Here is an 18600-nt window from a genome sequence, read left to right as displayed (position 1 = left end):
CGGCGCACCCGCATCAATAGAGCGGGCGTCGGGTGTTAGGTTTACAAAGGCGCGGATGCAGTAAAAACGCGGTTAATTCTCGGACCGCGTTGATGATGTCGCGACAAGATGCCTCAGTTGCCTACCCACTATGGGGATGGGCGCTGGTATAGGCGGCCATAAGTCCCGCAGCGTCGACCTCGGTATAGCGCTGGGTCGTCGACAAGGACGCGTGTCCCAGCAGGTCCTGAATCGCGCGCAGGTCCGCCCCGGCCCCCAGCAGGTGGGTGGCGAAGGCGTGGCGCAGGGCGTGCGGCGTCACCCGGTCCGACAACCCCAGGCGGCCGCGCAGACTCTGGACGCAGGCCTGAACGTGGCGCGGCGACAGGGCGCCGCCGCGCTTGGCGCGAAACAGCGGCTCGTCGGGGGACAGGGCGAAGGGCAGGGTGGCGACATAGCCGTCGATCGCCTCGCGCACGGCGTCCAGCACCGGCACGATGCGGGTCTTGCCGCCCTTGCCGGTGATGCGCAGGGTCTCGCCCAGCGGCGCGTCACGACGGACAAGCGACAGGCCCTCGGAAATCCGCAGGCCGCAACCCCACAGCAGGGTCAGGACGGCCTCGTCGCGGGCCACTTCCCAGTCCTCGCGGTCGGGATCGGCGCCGATCTCGTTGATCAGGCCGTGGGCCTGGTCCTCGGTCACAGGGCGCGGCAGGCCGACCTTCAGACGCGGGCCGCGCACCAGTTCGATCGCGGCGTTCGGCGTGGCGAGGCGATGGTCGAGGAAGCGGTGGAAGGCGCGGATCGACGACAGGCTCTGCGACAGCGAGCGCGGGGCCAGGCCGTCCTCGCCCTGCCGGCGAAAGGCCAGATAGGCGCGCAGTTCGGCGGCGGTGATCGCGCCCAGCGCGGCCAGAGTCAGGCTCTCGCCGCGATGGCGCTCCATGAAGTTCAGATAGGCCAGGACATTGTCGCCATAGGCTCGCACGGTGCGCGGCGAGGCCCGGCGTTCGAGCTCCAGATGGTCGTGCCAGGCTATGAGGGCCTGACGGCCGCTCATCGCTTCAGGCGTCACAGAACCGGCCAGCGCTCGGCGGTGCGCTCGACCACCCGGGCCAGGAAGGCCACCAGTTCGGAGCCCATGTCCGGGGTAAAGGCTTCAGGGTCGGACGAGCCGAAGGCCAGGATGCCCTGGCGCGAGGGCTCCCACAGGGCCATGCGGACCATGGCCATGCTGCGGATATGGTCCAGCTTGTCGCCAAACAGCCCCAGGGCGGGCGCGTAGAAGCCCATGCGGGCCACGGCGTGCTCGCCCATCAGCATGTCGATCTGGCCGTCGATCAGGGCGTGCCAGCCGGCCGGAACCCGGCCCGGACCTTCCAGCACGATGACGCCGGTGGTCAGTCCAAAGCGCAGGGTGGCCATGTCGTCGACACGGCGGGCCAGGTCGGAATGGTTGCGGGCGTCCAGCAGGTCAATGACCGCGGCATGGGTCTGGGCCTGGGCCGAGAAGTTGGCGCGGGCGGTGTCCTCGATCTCGCGCCGAACCACGGCTTCGCGGCGATGGGCGGCGGAGGCGCGGGCCAGGGCGGCGGGACCAAAATCGATGATGTTGCCGCCGTCGACGCGCAGGCCCAGCTCGCCGAGCAGGTGCATGTCGTCGCGCAGGAAGTCCGGCTCGTCGCGCAGAAAGGCGCGGACGAGCTCGGGATCAACGGGCTGGATCAGGGCTTGGGTCGCGTCGCTCATCGTCGGTCTTCTCCGCCCCCGGCAAATCCACTCACGGGTGAGCCATCAAAACCCAGATCGGTTAACACCGGCTTGCGGCCCGTGATGATGGGCCATCTGGGGGCCCCTTTACCCCCGGGGCTCGACCCGCAGCGGCTTTCGCGGCAGAAGCTAAATCCCATGCCGCGCATCGCCTCTGTCCTCCTTCCCATGCCGTTGCCGGAGGCCTTCGACTACGCCGAGCCCGAGGGTCTGGACCTGGCCGTCGGCGACCAGGTGACCGTCCCCCTGGGGCCGCGCGTGATTCGCGGCGTGGTGACGGGCCTGCGCGACGGCGTCGGCGGTAACCGGCCGCTGAAGCCGGTTCTGGAAAAGCTGGACGACCCGCCGCTGCCGCCGGGCGTCCTGACCTTCATCGATTGGGCGGCCCGCTATTCGGTCGATGTTCCGGGCTGGCCCCTGGCCATGGCCCTGCGCGGCCTGCGCCATCCCCCGGCCAAGCCCGACAAGGTGCTGGTCCTGACCGGCGCCCAGCCCGGACGCATGACGCCGGCCCGGCTGAAGGTGCTGGCGGCGGCGCAGGCGGGACCGATGTCGGGCGCCGCCCTGGCCTCGGCGGCAGGCGTCTCGGCCGGGGTCGTCAAGGGCCTGGTCGATGAGGGCGCGCTGGCCGTTGAGTTCATCGAGGCTGACAACAGCTTCCCGGTTCCCGACCTGTCCCTGCCCGCCCAGACGCTGAACGCCAGTCAGCAGGCCTGCGCCGACGTCCTTGCCGAGATGCTGGGCCAGGGCGGCTTCCAGGCGGCGCTGCTGGACGGGGTCACCGGCTCGGGCAAGACCGAGGTCTATCTGGAGGCCGTGGCGGCCGCCCTGGCCGAGGATCCGGGCAGTCAGGTGCTGATCCTGCTGCCCGAGATCGCCCTGACCCAGGCGGTGATGGCGCGGTTCGAGCAAAGGTTCGGCGCGGCGCCGGCCGAATGGCATTCCGGCGTCGCCCCGCCCAAGCGCCGGCGGGTGTGGGAAGGCGTGGCCGGCGGTCGGGCGCGGATCGTGGTCGGAGCCCGCTCGGCCCTGTTCCTGCCGTTCCGCAAACTGCGGCTGATCGTCGTCGACGAGGAGCACGACAGCTCGTTCAAGCAGGAAGAGGGCTTCATCTACCAGGCCCGCGACCTGGCCGTGGCCCGCGCCAAGATCGAGGGCGCGCTGGTGGTGCTGGCCTCGGCGACGCCGTCCCTGGAGAGCCTGTTCAACGCCCATGCCGGTCGCTATCGCTGGCTGCGGCTGTCGGCCCGCCACGGCGCCGCCCAGCTGCCCGACATCAGCCTGATCGACATGCGCGAGACGCCGCCCGAGCCCGGGCGCTGGCTGTCCAAGCCGCTGATCCAGGCCATGACCGTGACCCTGGCGCGCGGCGAGCAGTCGATGCTGTTCCTCAATCGCCGGGGCTATGCGCCCCTGGTGCTGTGCCGGGCCTGCGGCGAGAAGATGAAGTCGCCCGACACCGACAGCTGGCTGGTCGAGCACCGCTACACCGGCCGTCTGGTCTGTCACCTGACCGGCTTCTCGATGAAGAAGCCCGAGGTCTGCCCCCATTGCGGCGCCAAGGACAGTCTGGTCTCGATCGGTCCCGGGGTGGAGCGGGTGGAGGAAGAGGCGCGCTATCTGTTCCCGCAGGCGCGCATCGCGGTGTTCTCGTCCGACACGGTGACGGACGCCGCCGGCGCGCGGGCCCTGGTCGAGACCATGGCGGCCGGCGAGATCGACATCCTGGTGGCCACCCAGGCCGCCGCCAAGGGTCACAACTTCCCCAACCTGACCCTGGTGGGGGTGGTCGACGCCGACCTCAGTCTGCGCGGCGGCGACCTGCGGGCCGGCGAGCGGACCTTCCAGCTGCTGGCCCAGGCGGCGGGCCGGGCGGGGCGTCACGAAAAGCCGGGCCGGGCCATGCTGCAGACCTACACGCCCGATCACGCGGTGCTGCAGGCCCTGAAAGCCCAGGACCGCGACGCCTTCGTCGAGGCCGAGCTGCGGATGCGCGAGGAGGCCGGGTTGCCGCCGTTCGGGCGACTGGCGGCGGTGATCGCCTCGGGGCCCGACGCGGCGGCGCTGGAGGCCTATGTCCAGGCCCTGGCGGCGGTGATTCCCAATGCCGAAGGGGTGGAGGTGTTCGGCCCCGCCGATGCGCCCCTGGCCCTGGTGCGGGGCCGGCGACGCAAGCGGTTCCTGGTGCGGGCGGACCGTACGCTTGATCTTCAGGGCTTCATGTCGGCCTGGCGGGCGCGGGCCAGGATTCCCAACTCCGTGCGCGTGGTGATCGATATCGATCCCTATAGTTTCCTGTAATTAACCAAGGCCTTAGGCCGGTTTTCGTGCGGCTTCGTGCCACATATCGCGAGCTTGGCCTTTCGGATCAAAACACCGGGAGAATGAAGAACGCCGTTCTATTCGGACGCCTCGCCCCTCGCTTTTTGGGGTGAACCGATACGGCGACCCTGGGAGAAAACATGATGAAAATTCTGATGCGATCGCTGGCTATCGCCCTGTCGCTTGGCCTGTCTGGCGTCGCCGCCGCTCAAAGTCCCGAAACGCCCGCCGCTGCGATCAGCGGCGCAGGGGGCTCGATCCAGTCTCCGTTGTTCAAGGCCTGGATGGCGGGCTACGAGAAGGCCACCGGCGAGGCGATGGTCTATGAGGGGCACAACTCCGCCTTTGGCATCAGCCGCATCGAGGCCAAGGCCGCCGACTATGGCGTGACGGCCATGCCGTTGTCGGACGCGGATCTGCACGCCAAGGGCATGATCCAGTTTCCCTTCGTGATCAGCGGCACGGTGCTGGTGACCAATGTCCCCGGCTTGGCGACCGGCACGCTGCGCCTGGATGGGCCGTTGCTGGCCGGCATCTTCCTGGGCGAAATCACCAAGTGGAACGATCCCAGGATCAGAGCGGTCAATCCGACCCTGGACCTTCCCGACTGGCCGATCACGGTCGCCCATCGCACCGATCCGGCCAGCATGACCCTGCTGCTGACCAGCTATCTGTCGGATGTCAGCCCGACCTGGAAGGCGGGGCCCGGCGCCGGGGAAATTGTCGCCTGGCCCACCGGCCTGGGTGGCAAGGGCAATGGCGGGATCAGCGAGATCATGGGCGGCACCATGGGTACGATCGGCTATGTCGAATACGCCTACGCCCTGAAGAACAATCTGGATCTGGTGGCGTTGAAGAACCATGACGGCGTCTTCGTATCGCCGTCTCCGGACGCCTTTGCGGCCATGGCGGCGAACGCCAACTGGGCGGCCTCGAAGGGCTTTGGCATCCCCACCCTGGACCAGCCGGGCGCCAAGAGCTGGCCCCTGGTGCTGGTCAGCTATGGCCTGGTGCGCGACGACACGCCGGCCGACCGTCGCAAACGGGTGATGGACTTCTTCGCGTGGGGCTATGACCACGGCGACGCCGAGATCGCTCGCCTGGGCTATGCCGCCGTGCCGGAACCGGTGAAGACCCTGGTCCGCAAGAGCTGGGCCGCCCGCCACTAGCGGGCGTCCTCTGACCTAGTGCATTTTCTTCACGCGAACCGGAAACCACGTCGCTCGAAAACGCCCTAGGCCACTTCCTCCTTGATCAGCGTCGGCGCTGTCGACGGCATGCTCGACCGCAGGGGCAGGGCGGGGATGAACAGGATGGTGATCAGGCCGGCCAGCACGACCAGCACGCCGGCCACCATCACCCCCTGCACCGCGTGGATCAGGGCGATCTGCAGGGCCGGGTCCACGGCGCTTTGGCCGCCGTGGAGGCTGGCCTCGATGGCCATGCCCTGCAGCGCGCCCAGGTCCATGGATCCGCCCTGGCTGGCCAGGCGATGCGTCAGCAGGGCGCCGGCCAGGGCCGCGCCGACCGTCGAACCGATCTGCCGGAAGAACTGGTTGGAGCTGGTCGCCACCCCGATATCGCGCGGCTCGACGGCGTTCTGGGTGGCGATGTTGAACAGGCTCTGGCCGGGGCCAAGGCCCAGTCCGACGACCAGCAGGATCAGGTACAGGATCGTCAGGCTGACCTGGCCCAGGAACACCGCCAGCAAACCCACCCCCAGCAGCAGCAGGCCGGCGCCGATCAGCATGAACGGCTTGTAGCGGCCGGTCTTCGAGACCAGTTGGCCGCTGATGGTGCTGCCCACGATCAGTCCGCCCATCAAGGGCAGCATGGCCAGGCCGCTGGCGGTGGCGCTGACGCCCAGGCCCAGCTGAAGATATAGCGGCAGGAAGATCACCACGCCCATGAAGGCCATCGCGATCAGGAAACCGGCCAGGTTGGCGGTGGAGAAGGTCTGGTTCTGAAAAAGATGCAGCGGCAGGATCGGATTGCTGGCGCGGCTCTCGACTCTGATGAAGCCGGCCAGGGCTATGGCGGCGATGGCGAAGAGCCCCAGACTCTGGGGCGAGCGCCAGGCGAAGTTTTGGCCGCCCAGGCTCAGCGCCAGCAGCAGCGGTACGAAGGCCGCGATCAGCAGCGCCGCGCCCAGCACGTCGATGGCGCCGGAGCGCTGGTGCGGCAGGGCCGGCATCTTGACGATCACCATGAACAGCGAAAGCAGGGACAGCGGCAGGTTGACATAGAACACCCAGCGCCAGCCGGCGACGGTGTGAGCGCCGATCTGCAGCGTGCCATGATCCGTGAAATAGCCGCCGATCAGCGGACCCAGCACGCTGGCCAGGCCGAACACCGAACCGAAGATCCCCGCGAACTTGCCCCGCTCGCGCGGCGGATAGAGGTCGGCGATGATCGCGAAGGCGGTGGTGAACAGGGCCCCGCCGCCGATGCCCTGCAGGGCGCGGAAGACGATCAGCTGGACCATGCCGCTGACGCCCAGGATCGGGCCGAACTCGCCCGACAGGCCCGACAGCAAGGATCCGGCCAGGAAGATCGAGATGCCGATCACCAGGATCGGTTTGCGACCATAGATGTCGCCCAGCTTGCCCCAGATCGGCACCATCACCGTCGAGGTCAGCAGATAGGCGGTGGTCACCCACGAATACAGCGTCAGACCCTGCAGGTCGGCGATGATCCGGGGCATGGCGGTGGAGACGATGGTCTGGTCCAGCGCGCTGAGCAGGAAGACGATCATCAGCGCGCCGAGCGTCAGGCGGCGCTCGGCGTCGCTGAAGGGCGTGTCATTCATTAAAAGACCCCGACGGGGCCCTTAGTGACCGCCGTCGCCTTTCCTGGCCGCCGATTTTCGCGACAGCATGTTGAGACCCTCGACCACGCCCGAGAAGGCCATGGCCGTATAGATGTAGCCCTTGGGCACGTGCATGCCGAACGCTTCGGCGATCAGTACAGTGCCGATCATCAGCAGGAAACCCAGGGCCAGCATCACGACGGTGGGGTTGTCGTTGATGAAGTTGGCCAGCGGATCGGCGGCCAGCAGCATCACGGTGACGGCGATGATCACGGCCGCGATCATGATCGGCAGGTGATCGGTCATGCCCACGGCGGTCAGGATCGAGTCGATCGAGAACACCAGGTCCAGCAGGATGATCTGGAAGATCGCCGCGCCGACGTTTGAGATCACCACGCCGCTCTTGTCGAGCAGGTCGTGGGTTTGCGGCTTGGGATCGACCGTGTGGTGGATCTCCTTGGTGGCCTTCCAGATCAGGAACAGGCCGCCGGCCAGCAGGATCAGGTCACGCCACGAGAAGGCGGTGTCGAACGAGGGTTCACCATGCGAACCCAGCGGTCCGACCAGGCCCAGGTCGAACACCGGCTTGGTCAGGCCGACGATGAAGGCGATGGTCGACAGCAGGACCAGGCGCATGATCAGGGCCAGCGAGATGCCGATCCGGCGCACCCTCTGGCGGTGCTCGGCCGGCAGCCTGTTCGACAGGATCGAAATGAAGACCAGGTTGTCGATGCCCAGCACCACTTCCATGACCACCAGGGTCACGAGGGCGAGCCAGGCGGCGGGGTCTATGGCGAGACTAAGGAGTTCGTTCATGGTCCGGTTCTAAGGTTGAGTTCGGAAAACGCGTCTCGACCCACTTCCCCAAGTGGATCTCGTCCATGCAAGGAACGCGACGGAAGCCCCCAGGCTTCGCCAAACTGGATCTGAAATATGCCAGATGCCGCCAATATCAAGCCCCTGACGGCCCTTCGGTTCTTCGCGGCCTTCTGGGTGGTGATGTTCCACTATTGGCCAAACCTGTCGATCGGCTTCACGCCGGCCTTGGCGACCAAGGGCTATCTGGGGGTCGAGGCGTTCTTCACCCTGTCGGGCTTCATCCTGTGCCACGTGTATCTGCAGGGCTTTGGCCAGGGCCGTTTCCGCTATGGCGACTTTCTGTGGAACCGGCTGGCGCGGGTCTATCCGCTGCATCTGGCCACCCTGGCGGGCGTGGGCTTGATGGCCGCCGCCGCCGGCCTGGCCGGCGTCGCGGTTGACCACAACATCGTCTCCTGGGAAGCGCTGCCGGCCAATCTGCTGCTGGTTCACGCCTGGGGCTTCGCGCCGGTCGCGGGCTGGAACCACGCCTCCTGGTCGATCTCGGCCGAGTGGTTCGCCTATCTGACGTTCCCGGCCTTCGCCTTCGCGGCCTGGGCGCTGCGCAACAGGCCCTTCCTCGCCGTGGGCCTGGCCCTGGCCCTGATCGCGGGTCTCTATCCCGCCTTCGAGCGTCTGGCCGGATTCTCTCTGACCGACGCCACCATCAAGTGGGGCGCGCTGCGTATCGTGCCGTGCTTCGCCTATGGCTGCGCGCTTCACGCCCTGTGGCGTTCGGGCGTGATCCCGGATCGGCTCGCCGCGCCGATCACCCTCGCCGCCGCTCTCCTTGTGACGATGACGGTCCAGCTTGGCGCCTATGATTCAATCATCGTGGCGGCCCTGGGCGGGATAATTCTGGGGCTTGCCTGTCTGGCCGCCCGGGGTTCGACCTTCGGCGCACAGAGTGTCTTCGTCTATCTGGGTGAGATCAGCTATTCGACCTACATGATCTGTATTCCATGGAAGATCGCTTCGGTTAATGCAGCCACAAAGCTCTTGCACATCGAGGGTGACCGGTTGCCCCTGATCGTCTGGCTGGCCATTGTCGGCGCCCTGGTTCCACTCTCGGCGCTGTCCTATCATCTGATTGAAAAGCCCGCCCGAAATCGCCTGAAAGCTTGGGCAAAGGCGTGGGAAGCGCGGCGACCTGTCACGGTTAGCGCCTAAGAAACACTCTTTTCACACGTCTGTGAGAGGGTTATCCCTACGCGCAGTAAACGGGGAGTACCCACAGCATGACGAAACGGACGAGAACCCTCTGGGGTTCCCTGGCCGCCGCCGCCATGATCAGCCTGTTGCCGGTGTCCGGCGCGGTGGCTGACGGGTACTGGCAGTGTGTCCCGTTCGCACGTCTGATGTCGGGCATCCAGATCTTCGGCGACGCCCGCACCTGGTGGAGCCAGGCCGCCGGCAAATACGACACCGGCTCTGTGCCGAAGACCGGCTCGGTTCTCTCATTCAAGCCCACCGGCCGCATGACCCTGGGCCATGTCGCCTTCGTCAGCCAGGTGCTGACCGACCGGGTCATCCAGGTCACTCACGCCAACTGGTCGATCATCGAGGGCGACCGCGGCCAGATCGAACAGGACGTCACGGTCGTCGACGTCTCGCCGGCCGGCGACTGGAGCCAGGTCAAGGTCTGGTACGATCCGATCCGCGATCTGGGGTCGACCGTCTATCCGACCAACGGTTTCATCTATCAGAACGCCCAGGCGACCCGGATCGCCGTCGCGACCAGCAAGATCGCCCTGGCCCAGAACGCCGCCGTTTCGCTGGCCAAGCAGGCCGCCAACCAGGTCGCCGCCTCGGTCCGCGCCTCGCCGCTGGACATCATCAACCAGGCCGCCGACTCCACCGACCGCATCGCCGCCCTGATCGCGGCCGCGTCGGGCCAGCCTTCGGGTCAGACTTCGGGCCAGACTTCGGGTCAGCCCGAAGAGGACAAGCCGACCGCCCCTCGCTAGGGCCGCCTGGCCGACGCCACGTTGACGCTGGGCGCAAGCTGCGTCATTGCCGGCAGGGAACGAGGCTCGCTGATCCATGCTGAGAGTACTGCGCCATGGCGCGCCGGGCTTTGAGTCCGGCCTTGTCGGCCCCGACGGACGTCTGCCCGACGATGCGGTCTGGATCGAGCTGGTCGAGCCCTCCCGCGCCGAGGAAGTGGCCGTCGAGCAGGCGATCGGCCTGCTGCTGCCCACCCGCGAGGAAATGGCCGAGATCGAGGCGTCGTCTCGCCTCTATCAGGAAGACGGCGGCACCTTCATGACCGCGACGGTGCTGGTCAATGCCGACGGCGACCTGCCCACCGTGGCGCCGGTGACCTTCGTGCTGGTGGGCCAGCGCCTGGTGACGATCCGCTATGTCGAGCCCAAGGCCTTCCGGGTGTTCGCCGCCCAGGCCGAGCGCCAGCCCAGCCTGTGCCCCGGCGGCGCCCAGACCTTTCTGGGGCTGCTGGACGCCATCGTCGACCGCACCGCCGACATCATCGAGCGCACGGCCAGCGAGGTGGAAACCCAGTCGCGGGCCATCTTTAGTCGCCCGCGCGGCGTGGCGTTCGAGGCCATCCTCAACAATCTGGGCCGGGCCCAGAACATCAACGCCAAGGCCCGCGACAGCCTGATCAGCCTGGCCCGCCTGCTCAGCTTCGCGGTGCTGGCCGAGCAGTTCACCGGCGACAAGGAACTGCGCGACCACCTCAAATCGCTGCAGCGCGACGTGCAGTCGATCACCGACCATTCCGGCTTCCTGTCGGGCAACATCACCTTCCTGCTCGATGCGGCGCTTGGCCTGATCAACATCGAGCAGAACGCGATCTTCAAGATCTTCTCGGTGTTTTCGGCCGTGTTCCTGCCGCCGACCCTGATCGCCGGGGTCTATGGCATGAACTTCCACCACATGCCGGAGCTGCGGTGGATGGAGGGCTATCCGATGGCCCTGGGCATGATGCTGGCCGCCGCCATCGGTCCGCTGTGGTGGTTCAAGCGCAAGGGCTGGCTGTAGGCGGTCGCCCCATCGACGCTGAACCGGCATGCCGGCGAATCGAAAACGCCTGACGTCGGGGCATTTTGTCGCAGGTCTGAACCTTTCCTTAAAGCTGACGTGACACGGTCCGACCCTCGCCAGAGACGTCACATCCCCCATGCCCGCCGCCGCCAGACCCAGTCTGATCCGCTTGCTGCACGCCTCCGTCATCAAGGAGATCGTGCAGGCGCATGGCCGGTTCCTGAAGGGTTTGCCGCGGGCCCGCCGCGCCAACTTTTCCTACGTCAATCTGAACAACTACAATTTCGAGCGCCTTGACCTGACCGACGCGGACCTGACCGGGGCGCTGCTGGGCGGCGCGCTCCTGGCGGGCGTCAAGCTGGCCGGCGCGACGCTGTACGGGGCCGATCTGCGTGACGCCGACCTGCGTGACGCCGACCTGACCCGGGCCGACATGCGCGGCGTGTGTCTGCGCGGCGCCAATCTGTCGGGCGCGGATCTGTCGGGCTGTGACCTGCGCGAGGGCATTACGGCCGTGCGGGACAATACCAAGGGCCTGCGCATCCTCGAGCATTCCAAACGCGCGGGCGAGCTGGACCACGCCGTGTTGACCGGGGCCAAGCTGGTCGGGGCGCAGATGTCAGGCGCCTTTGCGCGCGCCGCCGACTTTACCGACGCCGACATGACGGGGGCCTGCCTGCAGGGCGCCAAGCTGGCCAATGCCTGCATGGACGGCGCCAACCTGTCGGGCGCCAATCTGCACAAAGCCAATATGACCAAGGTTTCGCTGCGGCGGGCCATCCTGGTGGGGACCGATCTGTCGAGCGCCAATCTGGAGGACGCCGACCTCACCGAGGTGCTGCGCGCGCCGGCGCCGCTGATCTATATCGATGATCTGCCGCTGCACGAGGTGCTTGAGGCGCACGAGACCTATTGCGGCTCCAATGGGCGGGAGGGTGCGGCCGCCAAGGCCGCCGCCGTCGATTTCAGGCCGCTCAAACAGCTGAAGAGCCGTCGACTGACCGGTCTCTACGCGCCGGAGGGCATCTTCTTCGGCATGGATATGGAGGGCGTCCAACTGCAGGGCGCCAATCTGTCGGGCGCCGATCTGCGGGGCGTGAAGCTCAAGAACGCCGACCTGCGCGGGGCGCGCCTGGTGGGCGCTCAGCTGGCGCGCGCCGATCTGACGGGCGCCAAGCTGGGGCCGCTGAAGATCGCCGCGGACCGCTTCATCCGCACCGACCTCAGCCGGGCCGCGCTGCGCGGCGCCGATCTGACCGGAGCCAGCGCCCCGCGCGCCCGGTTCCTCGAGGCGGATCTCGCGCGGACCTGCCTGGAGGGCTGCGATCTGACCGGCGCGGAACTGCCGACGAGACCTACATCCGCTTCTTGAGCGGCAGCAGGTCGGGGAAGTCGGCCGGACGCTTTTCCATCTTGGCCTTGAACGCCTCGGCCATGTGCGGTCCCGAGAACATGCCCGACTGCCAGGTGGCGATGTAGTCCAGGCCGTCGGCGATGGTGTGGTCGCGGGCGTAGTTGATCATGACCTTGCTACCGGCCACGGCCAGGGGCGACTTCTCGGCGATCTCGCGGGCGGTGGCCATGGCGTGGGCGACCAGGGCCTCGGGCGTGTCGAACAGCTCGTTGACCAGGCCGATCGCCAGGGCCTTGGCGGCGGGCAGGCGGCGGCCGGTATAGGCCAGCTCGCGCACCCAGCCCTCGGGGATCAGCTTGCACAGGCGCGGGAAGGTGCCGACATCGGCGGTCATGCCGATATTGATTTCCTGGATGCAGAAGAAGGCGTCCGACGTCGCATAGCGGATGTCGCAGGCGCTGACGAAGTCGACCGCCCCGCCGATGCAGCCGCCCTGGATGGCGACGATCACCGGCATGCGGGCCTTGTCCAGGCACGAGAAGGTGTCCTGAAGGTGATGGACGTGGCGGCGGAAGCTTTCGCCGGCCACGTGCCGGTCGCCGGTCCGCTCCTCGGTGACGCCCTCGCCGTCGGTGAAGACCGACAGTTCCATGCCCGCCGAGAAGTGCTTGCCGGTCGAGGTGATGACGATGCAGCGCGCCAGGGCGTTGTCGTCAATATGTTTTACAATCGCGGGAAGCTCATTCCAGAACGCCCGTGTCATGGTGTTCATGGCGTCGGGCCGCTTCAACTGGATGTGCGCGACGCCAGCCTCGATCTCGACCTTGAAACAGCTATAGTCCACCTGTTCGTGGATGCTCATGCCGGCCTCCCTTATCGTTGATCAGGGACTATCACGCGGACGGGACGCGGCGCCAACACTGCCTCTAGGGAAAACCCAAATGAAAACCACCCAGATTCCCGCCGCCCTCGCCCTGGTCGGCCTGATCGCCGCCGGCGCCGCGGCGCCCGTTCCGGCCCTGGCCCAGTCCAAGGGCCTGGGCAGCCTGTTCTCGTGCGAGGGCTCGGGCAAGAAGCAGGAAGGCGGCGCCCTGATCGGCGCGGCCGCGGGCGCGTTCCTCGGCAGCAAGGTCTCCAAGAACGAGAAGACGCTGGGGGCCCTGGTCGGCGCGGCGGCCGGCGCAGCGGCGGGCTCCTATATCGGCTGCCGCATGCAGTCGACCGACACGGCCCTGGCCCAGCAGGCCACCCGGAAGGCGCTCGAAACCGGTTCGCCCCAGACCTGGTACAACAGGCGCACCGGCGCTTCGGGTCGCATCGACGTGGTCTCCTCCACCTATGGCCCGCCGGTCGACAGCCGCAATCTGCGCTTCGCCTCGGGCGTGCAAAGCCTGCCCAGCTATGACGCCCTGGGCGGCCAGTACGCCGCCCGCAGCACGGCGAACATGCGCTCGGCGCCGTCGACCAGCGGTCGGGTGGTGGGCAAGCTGACCGCCGGCCAGACCTTTGACGCCCTGGGCTCGGCCCCGACCGGCGGCTGGGTGCTGGTCGGCCAGAACGGCTATGCGGTCGGCTATGTCGCGCCGTCGCTGGTGCGTCCGATCCAGACCGCGGCGGCGTCGTGCCGGATGATCGACGCCTCGGTTTCGACCTCGGGCCAGCGGCCGGCGACTGAGCGCTACAGCGCTTGCCGCGACAACCGCGGCGAGTGGCAGCTCACCCAGGCCTGACGTCAATTCGTCGCCTTCGCCCTGAAAAGCGGAGGCGGCATTGGACGGGCTCCTCTTGCGGCCCTATCCTGCCTGCGGTCGCAACAGGAGCCCGCCGATGGACGCGGCCGTTTTCAGACAACCCCGACGGCGGATGATCGCCATCGACAGTCCCGCCGGGGCCGGTGAGATGGCGGCCCTGGAGTTCGGACCCCAGGACCGGGCCATCGATATGGTCTTCGTCCACGCCAACGGTTTCAACGCCCAGACCTACAATACCCTGCTGGCCCCGCTGTCGGCGGGCCTGCGGATCCTGGCCATCGATCAGCGCGGCCACGGCGCCACCCGCCTGGCGGCCCAGCCCGAGGGCCGACGCTCCTGGCTGGACCTGCGCGACGACCTGGTGGCCCTGCTCAAGGCTCTGAACGGCCCCCCCGTGATCCTCGCCGGCCACTCGATGGGCGGCACGGTCAGCCTGCTGACCGCCGCTTCGGCGCCGGACAGGGTTCGGGGCCTGGTCCTGCTGGACCCGGTGATCATGCCGCGGCTGGCGGCGCTGTACGCCCTGGCGCCCTGGACCTCGGGCGCGCTGTGGAAAAGGATGCCGATCGCCTTGGCCGCCGCGCGCCGCCGGGCGGTGTTCGACGATCGCGAGGCGGTGGTCGCCGCCTATACCGGCCGCGGCGCCTTCAAGACCTGGCCCGAGACCATGCTGGCCGACTATGTCGATGGCGGTTTCTTCGATCGCGACGACGGCAAGGTGGAGCTGGCCTGCGCGCCGGCCTGGGAGTCGTCAAACTATTCGGCCCAGGGTCATGACCCCTGGCGCGCGATCCGCCGCGTGACTTCGCCGGTGCGGATCCTCAAGGCCGAACGCGGCTCGACCTGCCGGGCGGGCGACAGCTTCGCCCGACGCGGACGCGATGTGCGCATCGAGACGGTGGCGGGAACCAGCCACTTCCTGCCGATGGAGCGCCCGGACCTGGTGCGCGACGCGATCTTCGCGATGGCGACGGCGGTCTAGTTTTTCCGTCTATCCCCGCGAAAGCGGGGATCTAAGCCGAGTGGGAGCGTTTGCGCCGCGTTCAAGCTGGCTCGGCCGCTTGGGTTCCCGCTTTCGCGGGAAAGACGGAGGTGGAGCCCTAAAGCTTAAGCCCCTCCACCACGAAGGCCTGCAGCGCCGCCTGGGCGGCCGGGGTGATCGGGACGACCTTGCGGGCGTCCAGGTCGAAGGTCACCGCCACGGCCTCGGATGTCGCCCAGGGCTGGCCGGTGGTGGGCTCCAGCATCCAGTGGACCATCCGCATGGTGCGCGGGTCCGAACCGATCAGACCCGAGCGCAGTTCCACGCGGTCGCCGGGGCGCGGCCAGAACAGATAGACGAGACGATATTCCAGCACCGCGCCGCCAAACCGCGTCGGCGGATGCTCGGCGTTGTCGACGATCACGTCGCGGAACGGGCCGATGAAGCTGCCGATGCCGTCCGACACCCGACCGATGAACTGCTCGGCCCGCATGCGGCCAAACACGTCGCACTCGGTCGGCGACAGGGCGCCCAGGCCGATGCGCTGCAGGCCCAGGGCGTTGGCGCGGTCCAGGCTGGCGGTCGGGGTGAAGGGGCTCAGGTCGATGCTGCGGGCCCGGGCCTTGTCCGGAACCTCGACCCTCAGCGCCTTGGCGCGTTCCAGGGTGACCTTGGGCCACGGAAACACCTCGCCCTCGCGCGGCGTGGCGTGGACCACCGTGGTCTGGACCGTGGCGGCCAGCTCGCCGGTGGCCGAATGCACCAGGAGCTGGAGGAGCTTGGCTTCCGTGTCGCTGATCTCGATCACCCCGCCCAGCATGTGCAGGGTCGCGCCGGCATGCGCCTCGCGCAGGAAGCGGATGTGGTGCTCCTTCACCAGCAGGGTGGCGTTGGCGTAGCCGGTGAAAGCGTGGGGCAGGCCCAGCTCGGCCGCCAGCCCCGCCAGCCCCTCCATGGCCCGGGTGACGTAGAAGCGCACATTCATGTGCCCCATCTCGTCGCAGTCCCAGGTGTTGACGCCTCCCCGCCAGATCTCGACGCCGGGGAGGGTCTCAGCGGTCGTCATGGCGCGGCATTCCTAAGGCAAGAGGGGCGCGCCAGATCTCGACGCCGGGGAGAGGGGCTGCGGTCGTCATGGCGTCAGGTTCCGAGGCTTGAACAGGTGTTCGAGCGTAGCGGCGTTTGCGGGGCCGAAGCAATTGCGCGGATCATCTTCCCCCTAAGGGGGAGGAGGGCCGAAGGCCCGGAGGGGGCCAGTCGTTGCGTGATCCTGACACGGGCCCCCACCTGACCGCTGCGCGGTCGTCCGCCCCCTTAGGGGGCGGATGAGGTTCTAGCCCCGGCAGTTGGCGCACAGCCCGTGCGCTTCGATCGTCACGGCGGTCAGGGCGTAGCCGGCCGCGGCCCCGGCCGAAATGATCTCGGCGCTGGCCTTGGGCTCGATCTCGCGGGTGACGCCGCAGCAGTCGCAGATCAGGAAGGCGGCGGCGTGGCCGTCGGCTTCCTTGCGGCAGGCGACATAGGCGTTGAGGCTCTCGATGCGATGGGCGAAGCCCTGCTTTTCCAGGAAGTCCAGAGCCCGATAGATGGTCGGCGGCTTGGCCTGGGGTCCATCGACGGCATAGGTCGAGATCAGGTCATAGGCCTTCACCGGCTGGCCGGCCTGCAGCAGCAGCTCCAGCACCCGCCGACGGGGCGCGGTCAGCCGTTGTTCGGCGGCGGCGCAGCGCAATTCGGCGGCGGCCAGTTCGTTCGCCAGCGCGGAACCGGCGACGCCGTGGTGGTCGTGATCGTGATCGCAAGCGGCATGGGCCATGGCCAAGAGGTAGAGGCGCGAAGCCGTTCCTGCAAGCTCAGAGCAACGGTTGCGCCACCAGGGCCGCCTCGGCGTCGCAGTGGGCCTTGTCCGGAGCCGGGCCGGCCTTGCGGGCGGCGGCGATCTCCTTGCGGATGGCCGCCAGGTCCGACTGGAACAGCGGCGTGCCGCTGACGGTCGCCATCAGGGCCGAGGCGTTCAGCTGGCCCGCTGAGACCGAGCTGGCGTTGTGCACGCCGCAGACCAGCCGGCTTTCGCCGAAGGCCCGGGCGCGGGCCAGGATCGCCGTGGCGTGCTCCGGGTCGGCCTGGGCCAGGGCCAGGCCGACGGCGTAGCCCCAGGTGGCGTGGCCGGAGGGATAGTCCGGGCTCTTGGCCAGGCCTTCGCTCTTGTCGACACAGATCGGGCCCTCATCGACCAGATAGGGGCGGGGACGCTTGTAGACGTCCTTGGGGCCATTGACGGCTGCGCCGATATCGAACCGCAGGCGCAGCAGCAGGCCCACCATCTTGGGCGTCCTGGTGAGGGACGGGGTGAAACCCAGGGCGCAGCTGAAATCGGTGAGGATCGCCTTCTCGTCGACGTCGTTCTGGGCCAGCGACCAGCGGGGCGTGTCCTTCAGGGCACGGGTGGCCAGGAAGATCTTGCGGTCCGCCTCGGCCTGGGGCGAGCCGGGCGACGGCGCGGGCGGCAGGACCTTGAGCGCATCATAGGTTCCTGGGGCCAGGTAACCGGGACGCGGCGGGGGCTCCTGGCGCGGCAGGGCCAGGCTGGCGCCGCCAACCAGGGTGGCGAGACCGGCGACGAGGGCGAGCGGGATACGCATGGGTAAGCTTCCAAGGGTTCGGCAAGACCCTGCATGGCCGCCCCGGCCCTGACAAGGGCTCGCCTAAAGCTCTGCCGGCGACCCATGTTCGCCCGGAATCCGAAGGCGCTTGCATCCCGCTCCCGGGGCGGCAAGCTGATCCGACCAGGAGGAGCGAGCATGGGTCTTTGGTTTAGTCTGGCGGTCGGTTTGGGCCTTCTGGCCCTGGGGGGCGAGTTCCTGGTGCGCGGCGCGGCGGGCGCGGCGCGGCGACTGGGCGTCAGCCCGCTGGTCATCGGCCTCACCCTGGTGGGCTTTGGCACCTCGACCCCGGAACTGGTCACCAGTCTGCACGCCGCCCTGGCCGGCTCGCCCGGCATCGCCATCGGCAATGTGGTGGGGTCCAACATCTCCAACGCCCTTCTGGTGGTGGGACTGACAGCCCTGGTCGCGCCGATCGTCGTTGACCGGCGGGCGTTCCGTCGCGACGCGGCGGTGTTGCTGGCCGTGACCGCAGGCTGTGTCGTCGCCTTGCTGAGCGGGTGGCTGACGCGGCCCATGGGTCTGGCGGCCCTCGGTCTGCTGGCGGCCTATATCCTGACGGTCTGGCTCATGGAACGCGGGGGCTCGGCGCCCGAGGGCGAGCGGATCGAGGACGAAGGCGAGGAGGCTTCGGACCTGACGTCCCGTCTCGCCCTGGCGCTGCCGATGGCGGCGGTGGGGATCGTCATGACGGTGTTTGGCGCGGACCTGCTGGTCGACAACGCCATCATCCTGGCCCGCGATCTGGGGGTCTCCGACACCGTGGTCGGCCTGACGGTGGTGGCGCTGGGCACCTCGCTGCCTGAACTGGTCACCAGCGTGGTGGCGGCCCTGCGCGGACAAAGCCAGGTGGCCCTGGGCAATGTGATCGGCTCCAACCTCTATAACATCCTGGCCATTCTGGGGATCACGGCCGTGGTCCATCCCGTGCGCGCGCCCGAGTCGATCCTGCATCTGGATGTCTGGGTGATGGCCGCCGCGACGATCGGGCTGGTGCTGCTGGCCCGACGCGGCGGGCGGATTACCCGCGGCGAGGGTCTGTTCCTGATGACGGGCTATGTCGCCTATATCGGCTGGCTGGTGCACGGCGCGCTTTAGGCTTTTGT

The 18600-nt window shown here is 68.1% G+C and carries 17 protein-coding genes; 9 read left to right on the top strand and 8 right to left on the bottom strand.

Translation table 11 applies throughout. The annotated features are described in order from the left end of the window. Positions 1–121: 121 nt before the first annotated feature. The gene (locus ACW18B_RS01120) at positions 122–1039 is read right to left on the bottom strand and encodes a tyrosine recombinase XerC (RefSeq protein ID WP_492049018.1); all 918 of its coding nucleotides are present in this window, start codon (positions 1037–1039) and stop codon (positions 122–124) included. An 11-nt stretch (positions 1040–1050) separates the two neighbouring features. Further along, a complete protein-coding gene (locus ACW18B_RS01115; RefSeq protein WP_492049017.1) occupies positions 1051–1728 on the bottom strand; it encodes a DUF484 family protein in 678 nt (225 codons plus the stop codon). Positions 1729–1887: 159 nt separating this feature from the next. On the opposite strand from ACW18B_RS01115, the gene ACW18B_RS01110 reads away from it, so the two are divergent. Together ACW18B_RS01110 and pstS are read left to right on the top strand one after the other, a co-directional pair. Further along, positions 1888–4050, top strand: coding sequence for a primosomal protein N' (locus ACW18B_RS01110; RefSeq protein ID WP_492049016.1), 2163 nt, complete (start codon positions 1888–1890; stop codon positions 4048–4050). 161 nt (positions 4051–4211) lie between these two features. Then, positions 4212–5240 (top strand): phosphate ABC transporter substrate-binding protein PstS, encoded by a 1029-nt coding sequence (gene pstS, locus ACW18B_RS01105; protein ID WP_492049015.1) that lies wholly within the window; start codon positions 4212–4214, stop codon positions 5238–5240. 65 nt (positions 5241–5305) lie between these two features. Here pstS and ACW18B_RS01100 read toward each other — a convergent pair whose 3' ends face one another. Then, positions 5306–6880: an MDR family MFS transporter gene (locus ACW18B_RS01100; protein ID WP_492049014.1), complete on the bottom strand. Its 1575-nt coding sequence runs from the start codon at positions 6878–6880 to the stop codon at positions 5306–5308. A gap of 21 nt (positions 6881–6901) precedes the next feature. Further along, on the bottom strand, positions 6902–7696 hold the full coding sequence (locus ACW18B_RS01095; RefSeq protein ID WP_492049013.1) for a TerC family protein: 795 nt from the start codon (positions 7694–7696) through the stop codon (positions 6902–6904). Between the two features lie 117 nt (positions 7697–7813). Here ACW18B_RS01095 and ACW18B_RS01090 point away from each other — a divergent pair, with 117 nt between their 5' ends. The 4 genes from ACW18B_RS01090 (at position 7814) to ACW18B_RS01075 (ending at position 12116) form a co-directional block, all read left to right on the top strand. Next, positions 7814–8908 (top strand): acyltransferase family protein, encoded by a 1095-nt coding sequence (locus ACW18B_RS01090; protein WP_492049012.1) that lies wholly within the window; start codon positions 7814–7816, stop codon positions 8906–8908. Between the two features lie 68 nt (positions 8909–8976). After that, entirely contained in the window at positions 8977–9705 is a 729-nt protein-coding gene (locus ACW18B_RS01085; protein WP_492049011.1) for a CHAP domain-containing protein, read from the top strand. Between the two features lie 76 nt (positions 9706–9781). After that, a complete protein-coding gene (locus ACW18B_RS01080; RefSeq protein WP_492049010.1) occupies positions 9782–10741 on the top strand; it encodes a magnesium transporter CorA family protein in 960 nt (319 codons plus the stop codon). 139 nt (positions 10742–10880) lie between these two features. Next, entirely contained in the window at positions 10881–12116 is a 1236-nt protein-coding gene (locus ACW18B_RS01075; RefSeq protein ID WP_492049009.1) for a pentapeptide repeat-containing protein, read from the top strand. Here ACW18B_RS01075 and ACW18B_RS01070 read toward each other — a convergent pair. Next, the gene (locus ACW18B_RS01070) at positions 12100–12960 is read right to left on the bottom strand and encodes a crotonase/enoyl-CoA hydratase family protein (RefSeq protein WP_492049008.1); all 861 of its coding nucleotides are present in this window, start codon (positions 12958–12960) and stop codon (positions 12100–12102) included. The genes ACW18B_RS01075 and ACW18B_RS01070 overlap by 17 nt on opposite strands. Before the next feature lie 79 nt (positions 12961–13039). Here ACW18B_RS01070 and ACW18B_RS01065 point away from each other — a divergent pair, with 79 nt between their 5' ends. After that, positions 13040–13828 (top strand): SH3 domain-containing protein, encoded by a 789-nt coding sequence (locus ACW18B_RS01065; RefSeq protein WP_492049007.1) that lies wholly within the window; start codon positions 13040–13042, stop codon positions 13826–13828. 97 nt (positions 13829–13925) lie between these two features. Continuing rightward, on the top strand, positions 13926–14831 hold the full coding sequence (locus tag ACW18B_RS01060) for an alpha/beta fold hydrolase (protein ID WP_492049006.1): 906 nt from the start codon (positions 13926–13928) through the stop codon (positions 14829–14831). Positions 14832–14949: 118 nt separating this feature from the next. On the opposite strand, the gene ACW18B_RS01055 is transcribed toward ACW18B_RS01060, so the two are convergent. The 3 genes from ACW18B_RS01055 to ACW18B_RS01045 form a co-directional block, all read right to left on the bottom strand. After that, positions 14950–15897, bottom strand: a complete 948-nt coding sequence (locus ACW18B_RS01055; protein WP_492049005.1) for a thioesterase family protein — start codon at positions 15895–15897, stop codon at positions 14950–14952. Between the two features lie 267 nt (positions 15898–16164). Continuing rightward, positions 16165–16647 carry a transcriptional repressor gene (locus tag ACW18B_RS01050; RefSeq protein WP_492049004.1) on the bottom strand — a complete coding sequence of 161 codons (483 nt, stop codon included), beginning with the start codon at positions 16645–16647 and terminating at the stop codon, positions 16165–16167. A gap of 37 nt (positions 16648–16684) precedes the next feature. Then, positions 16685–17473 (bottom strand): acid phosphatase, encoded by a 789-nt coding sequence (locus ACW18B_RS01045; protein WP_492049003.1) that lies wholly within the window; start codon positions 17471–17473, stop codon positions 16685–16687. Positions 17474–17632: 159 nt separating this feature from the next. Here ACW18B_RS01045 and ACW18B_RS01040 point away from each other — a divergent pair, with 159 nt between their 5' ends. Next, positions 17633–18592, top strand: a complete 960-nt coding sequence (locus tag ACW18B_RS01040; protein WP_492049002.1) for a calcium/sodium antiporter — start codon at positions 17633–17635, stop codon at positions 18590–18592. Positions 18593–18600: the final 8 nt, after the last annotated feature.

The organism is Caulobacter sp. FV2ps19, assembly GCF_058681035.1.
The sequence above is the reverse complement of the archived record's forward strand: the minus strand, read 5'-3'. Positions and strand labels throughout refer to the sequence as shown.

Excerpts from the sequence above, each read along its gene's own strand:
- ACW18B_RS01090 (WP_492049012.1), top strand. The coding sequence starts at position 7,814 with ATGCCAGATGCCGCCAATATCAAGCCCCTGACGGCCCTTCGGTTCTTC.
- ACW18B_RS01055 (WP_492049005.1), bottom strand. The coding sequence starts at position 15,897 with ATGACGACCGCTGAGACCCTCCCCGGCGTCGAGATCTGGCGGGGAGGC.
- ACW18B_RS01110 (WP_492049016.1), top strand. The coding sequence starts at position 1,888 with ATGCCGCGCATCGCCTCTGTCCTCCTTCCCATGCCGTTGCCGGAGGCC.
- ACW18B_RS01120 (WP_492049018.1), bottom strand. The coding sequence starts at position 1,039 with ATGAGCGGCCGTCAGGCCCTCATAGCCTGGCACGACCATCTGGAGCTC.
- ACW18B_RS01040 (WP_492049002.1), top strand. The coding sequence starts at position 17,633 with ATGGGTCTTTGGTTTAGTCTGGCGGTCGGTTTGGGCCTTCTGGCCCTG.
- ACW18B_RS01115 (WP_492049017.1), bottom strand. The coding sequence starts at position 1,728 with ATGAGCGACGCGACCCAAGCCCTGATCCAGCCCGTTGATCCCGAGCTC.
- ACW18B_RS01060 (WP_492049006.1), top strand. The coding sequence starts at position 13,926 with ATGGACGCGGCCGTTTTCAGACAACCCCGACGGCGGATGATCGCCATC.
- ACW18B_RS01070 (WP_492049008.1), bottom strand. The coding sequence starts at position 12,960 with ATGAGCATCCACGAACAGGTGGACTATAGCTGTTTCAAGGTCGAGATC.
- ACW18B_RS01050 (WP_492049004.1), bottom strand. The coding sequence starts at position 16,647 with ATGGCCCATGCCGCTTGCGATCACGATCACGACCACCACGGCGTCGCC.
- ACW18B_RS01095 (WP_492049013.1), bottom strand. The coding sequence starts at position 7,696 with ATGAACGAACTCCTTAGTCTCGCCATAGACCCCGCCGCCTGGCTCGCC.
- pstS (WP_492049015.1), top strand. The coding sequence starts at position 4,212 with ATGATGAAAATTCTGATGCGATCGCTGGCTATCGCCCTGTCGCTTGGC.
- ACW18B_RS01085 (WP_492049011.1), top strand. The coding sequence starts at position 8,977 with ATGACGAAACGGACGAGAACCCTCTGGGGTTCCCTGGCCGCCGCCGCC.
- ACW18B_RS01100 (WP_492049014.1), bottom strand. The coding sequence starts at position 6,880 with ATGAATGACACGCCCTTCAGCGACGCCGAGCGCCGCCTGACGCTCGGC.
- ACW18B_RS01075 (WP_492049009.1), top strand. The coding sequence starts at position 10,881 with ATGCCCGCCGCCGCCAGACCCAGTCTGATCCGCTTGCTGCACGCCTCC.
- ACW18B_RS01045 (WP_492049003.1), bottom strand. The coding sequence starts at position 17,473 with ATGCGTATCCCGCTCGCCCTCGTCGCCGGTCTCGCCACCCTGGTTGGC.
- ACW18B_RS01080 (WP_492049010.1), top strand. The coding sequence starts at position 9,782 with ATGCTGAGAGTACTGCGCCATGGCGCGCCGGGCTTTGAGTCCGGCCTT.
- ACW18B_RS01065 (WP_492049007.1), top strand. The coding sequence starts at position 13,040 with ATGAAAACCACCCAGATTCCCGCCGCCCTCGCCCTGGTCGGCCTGATC.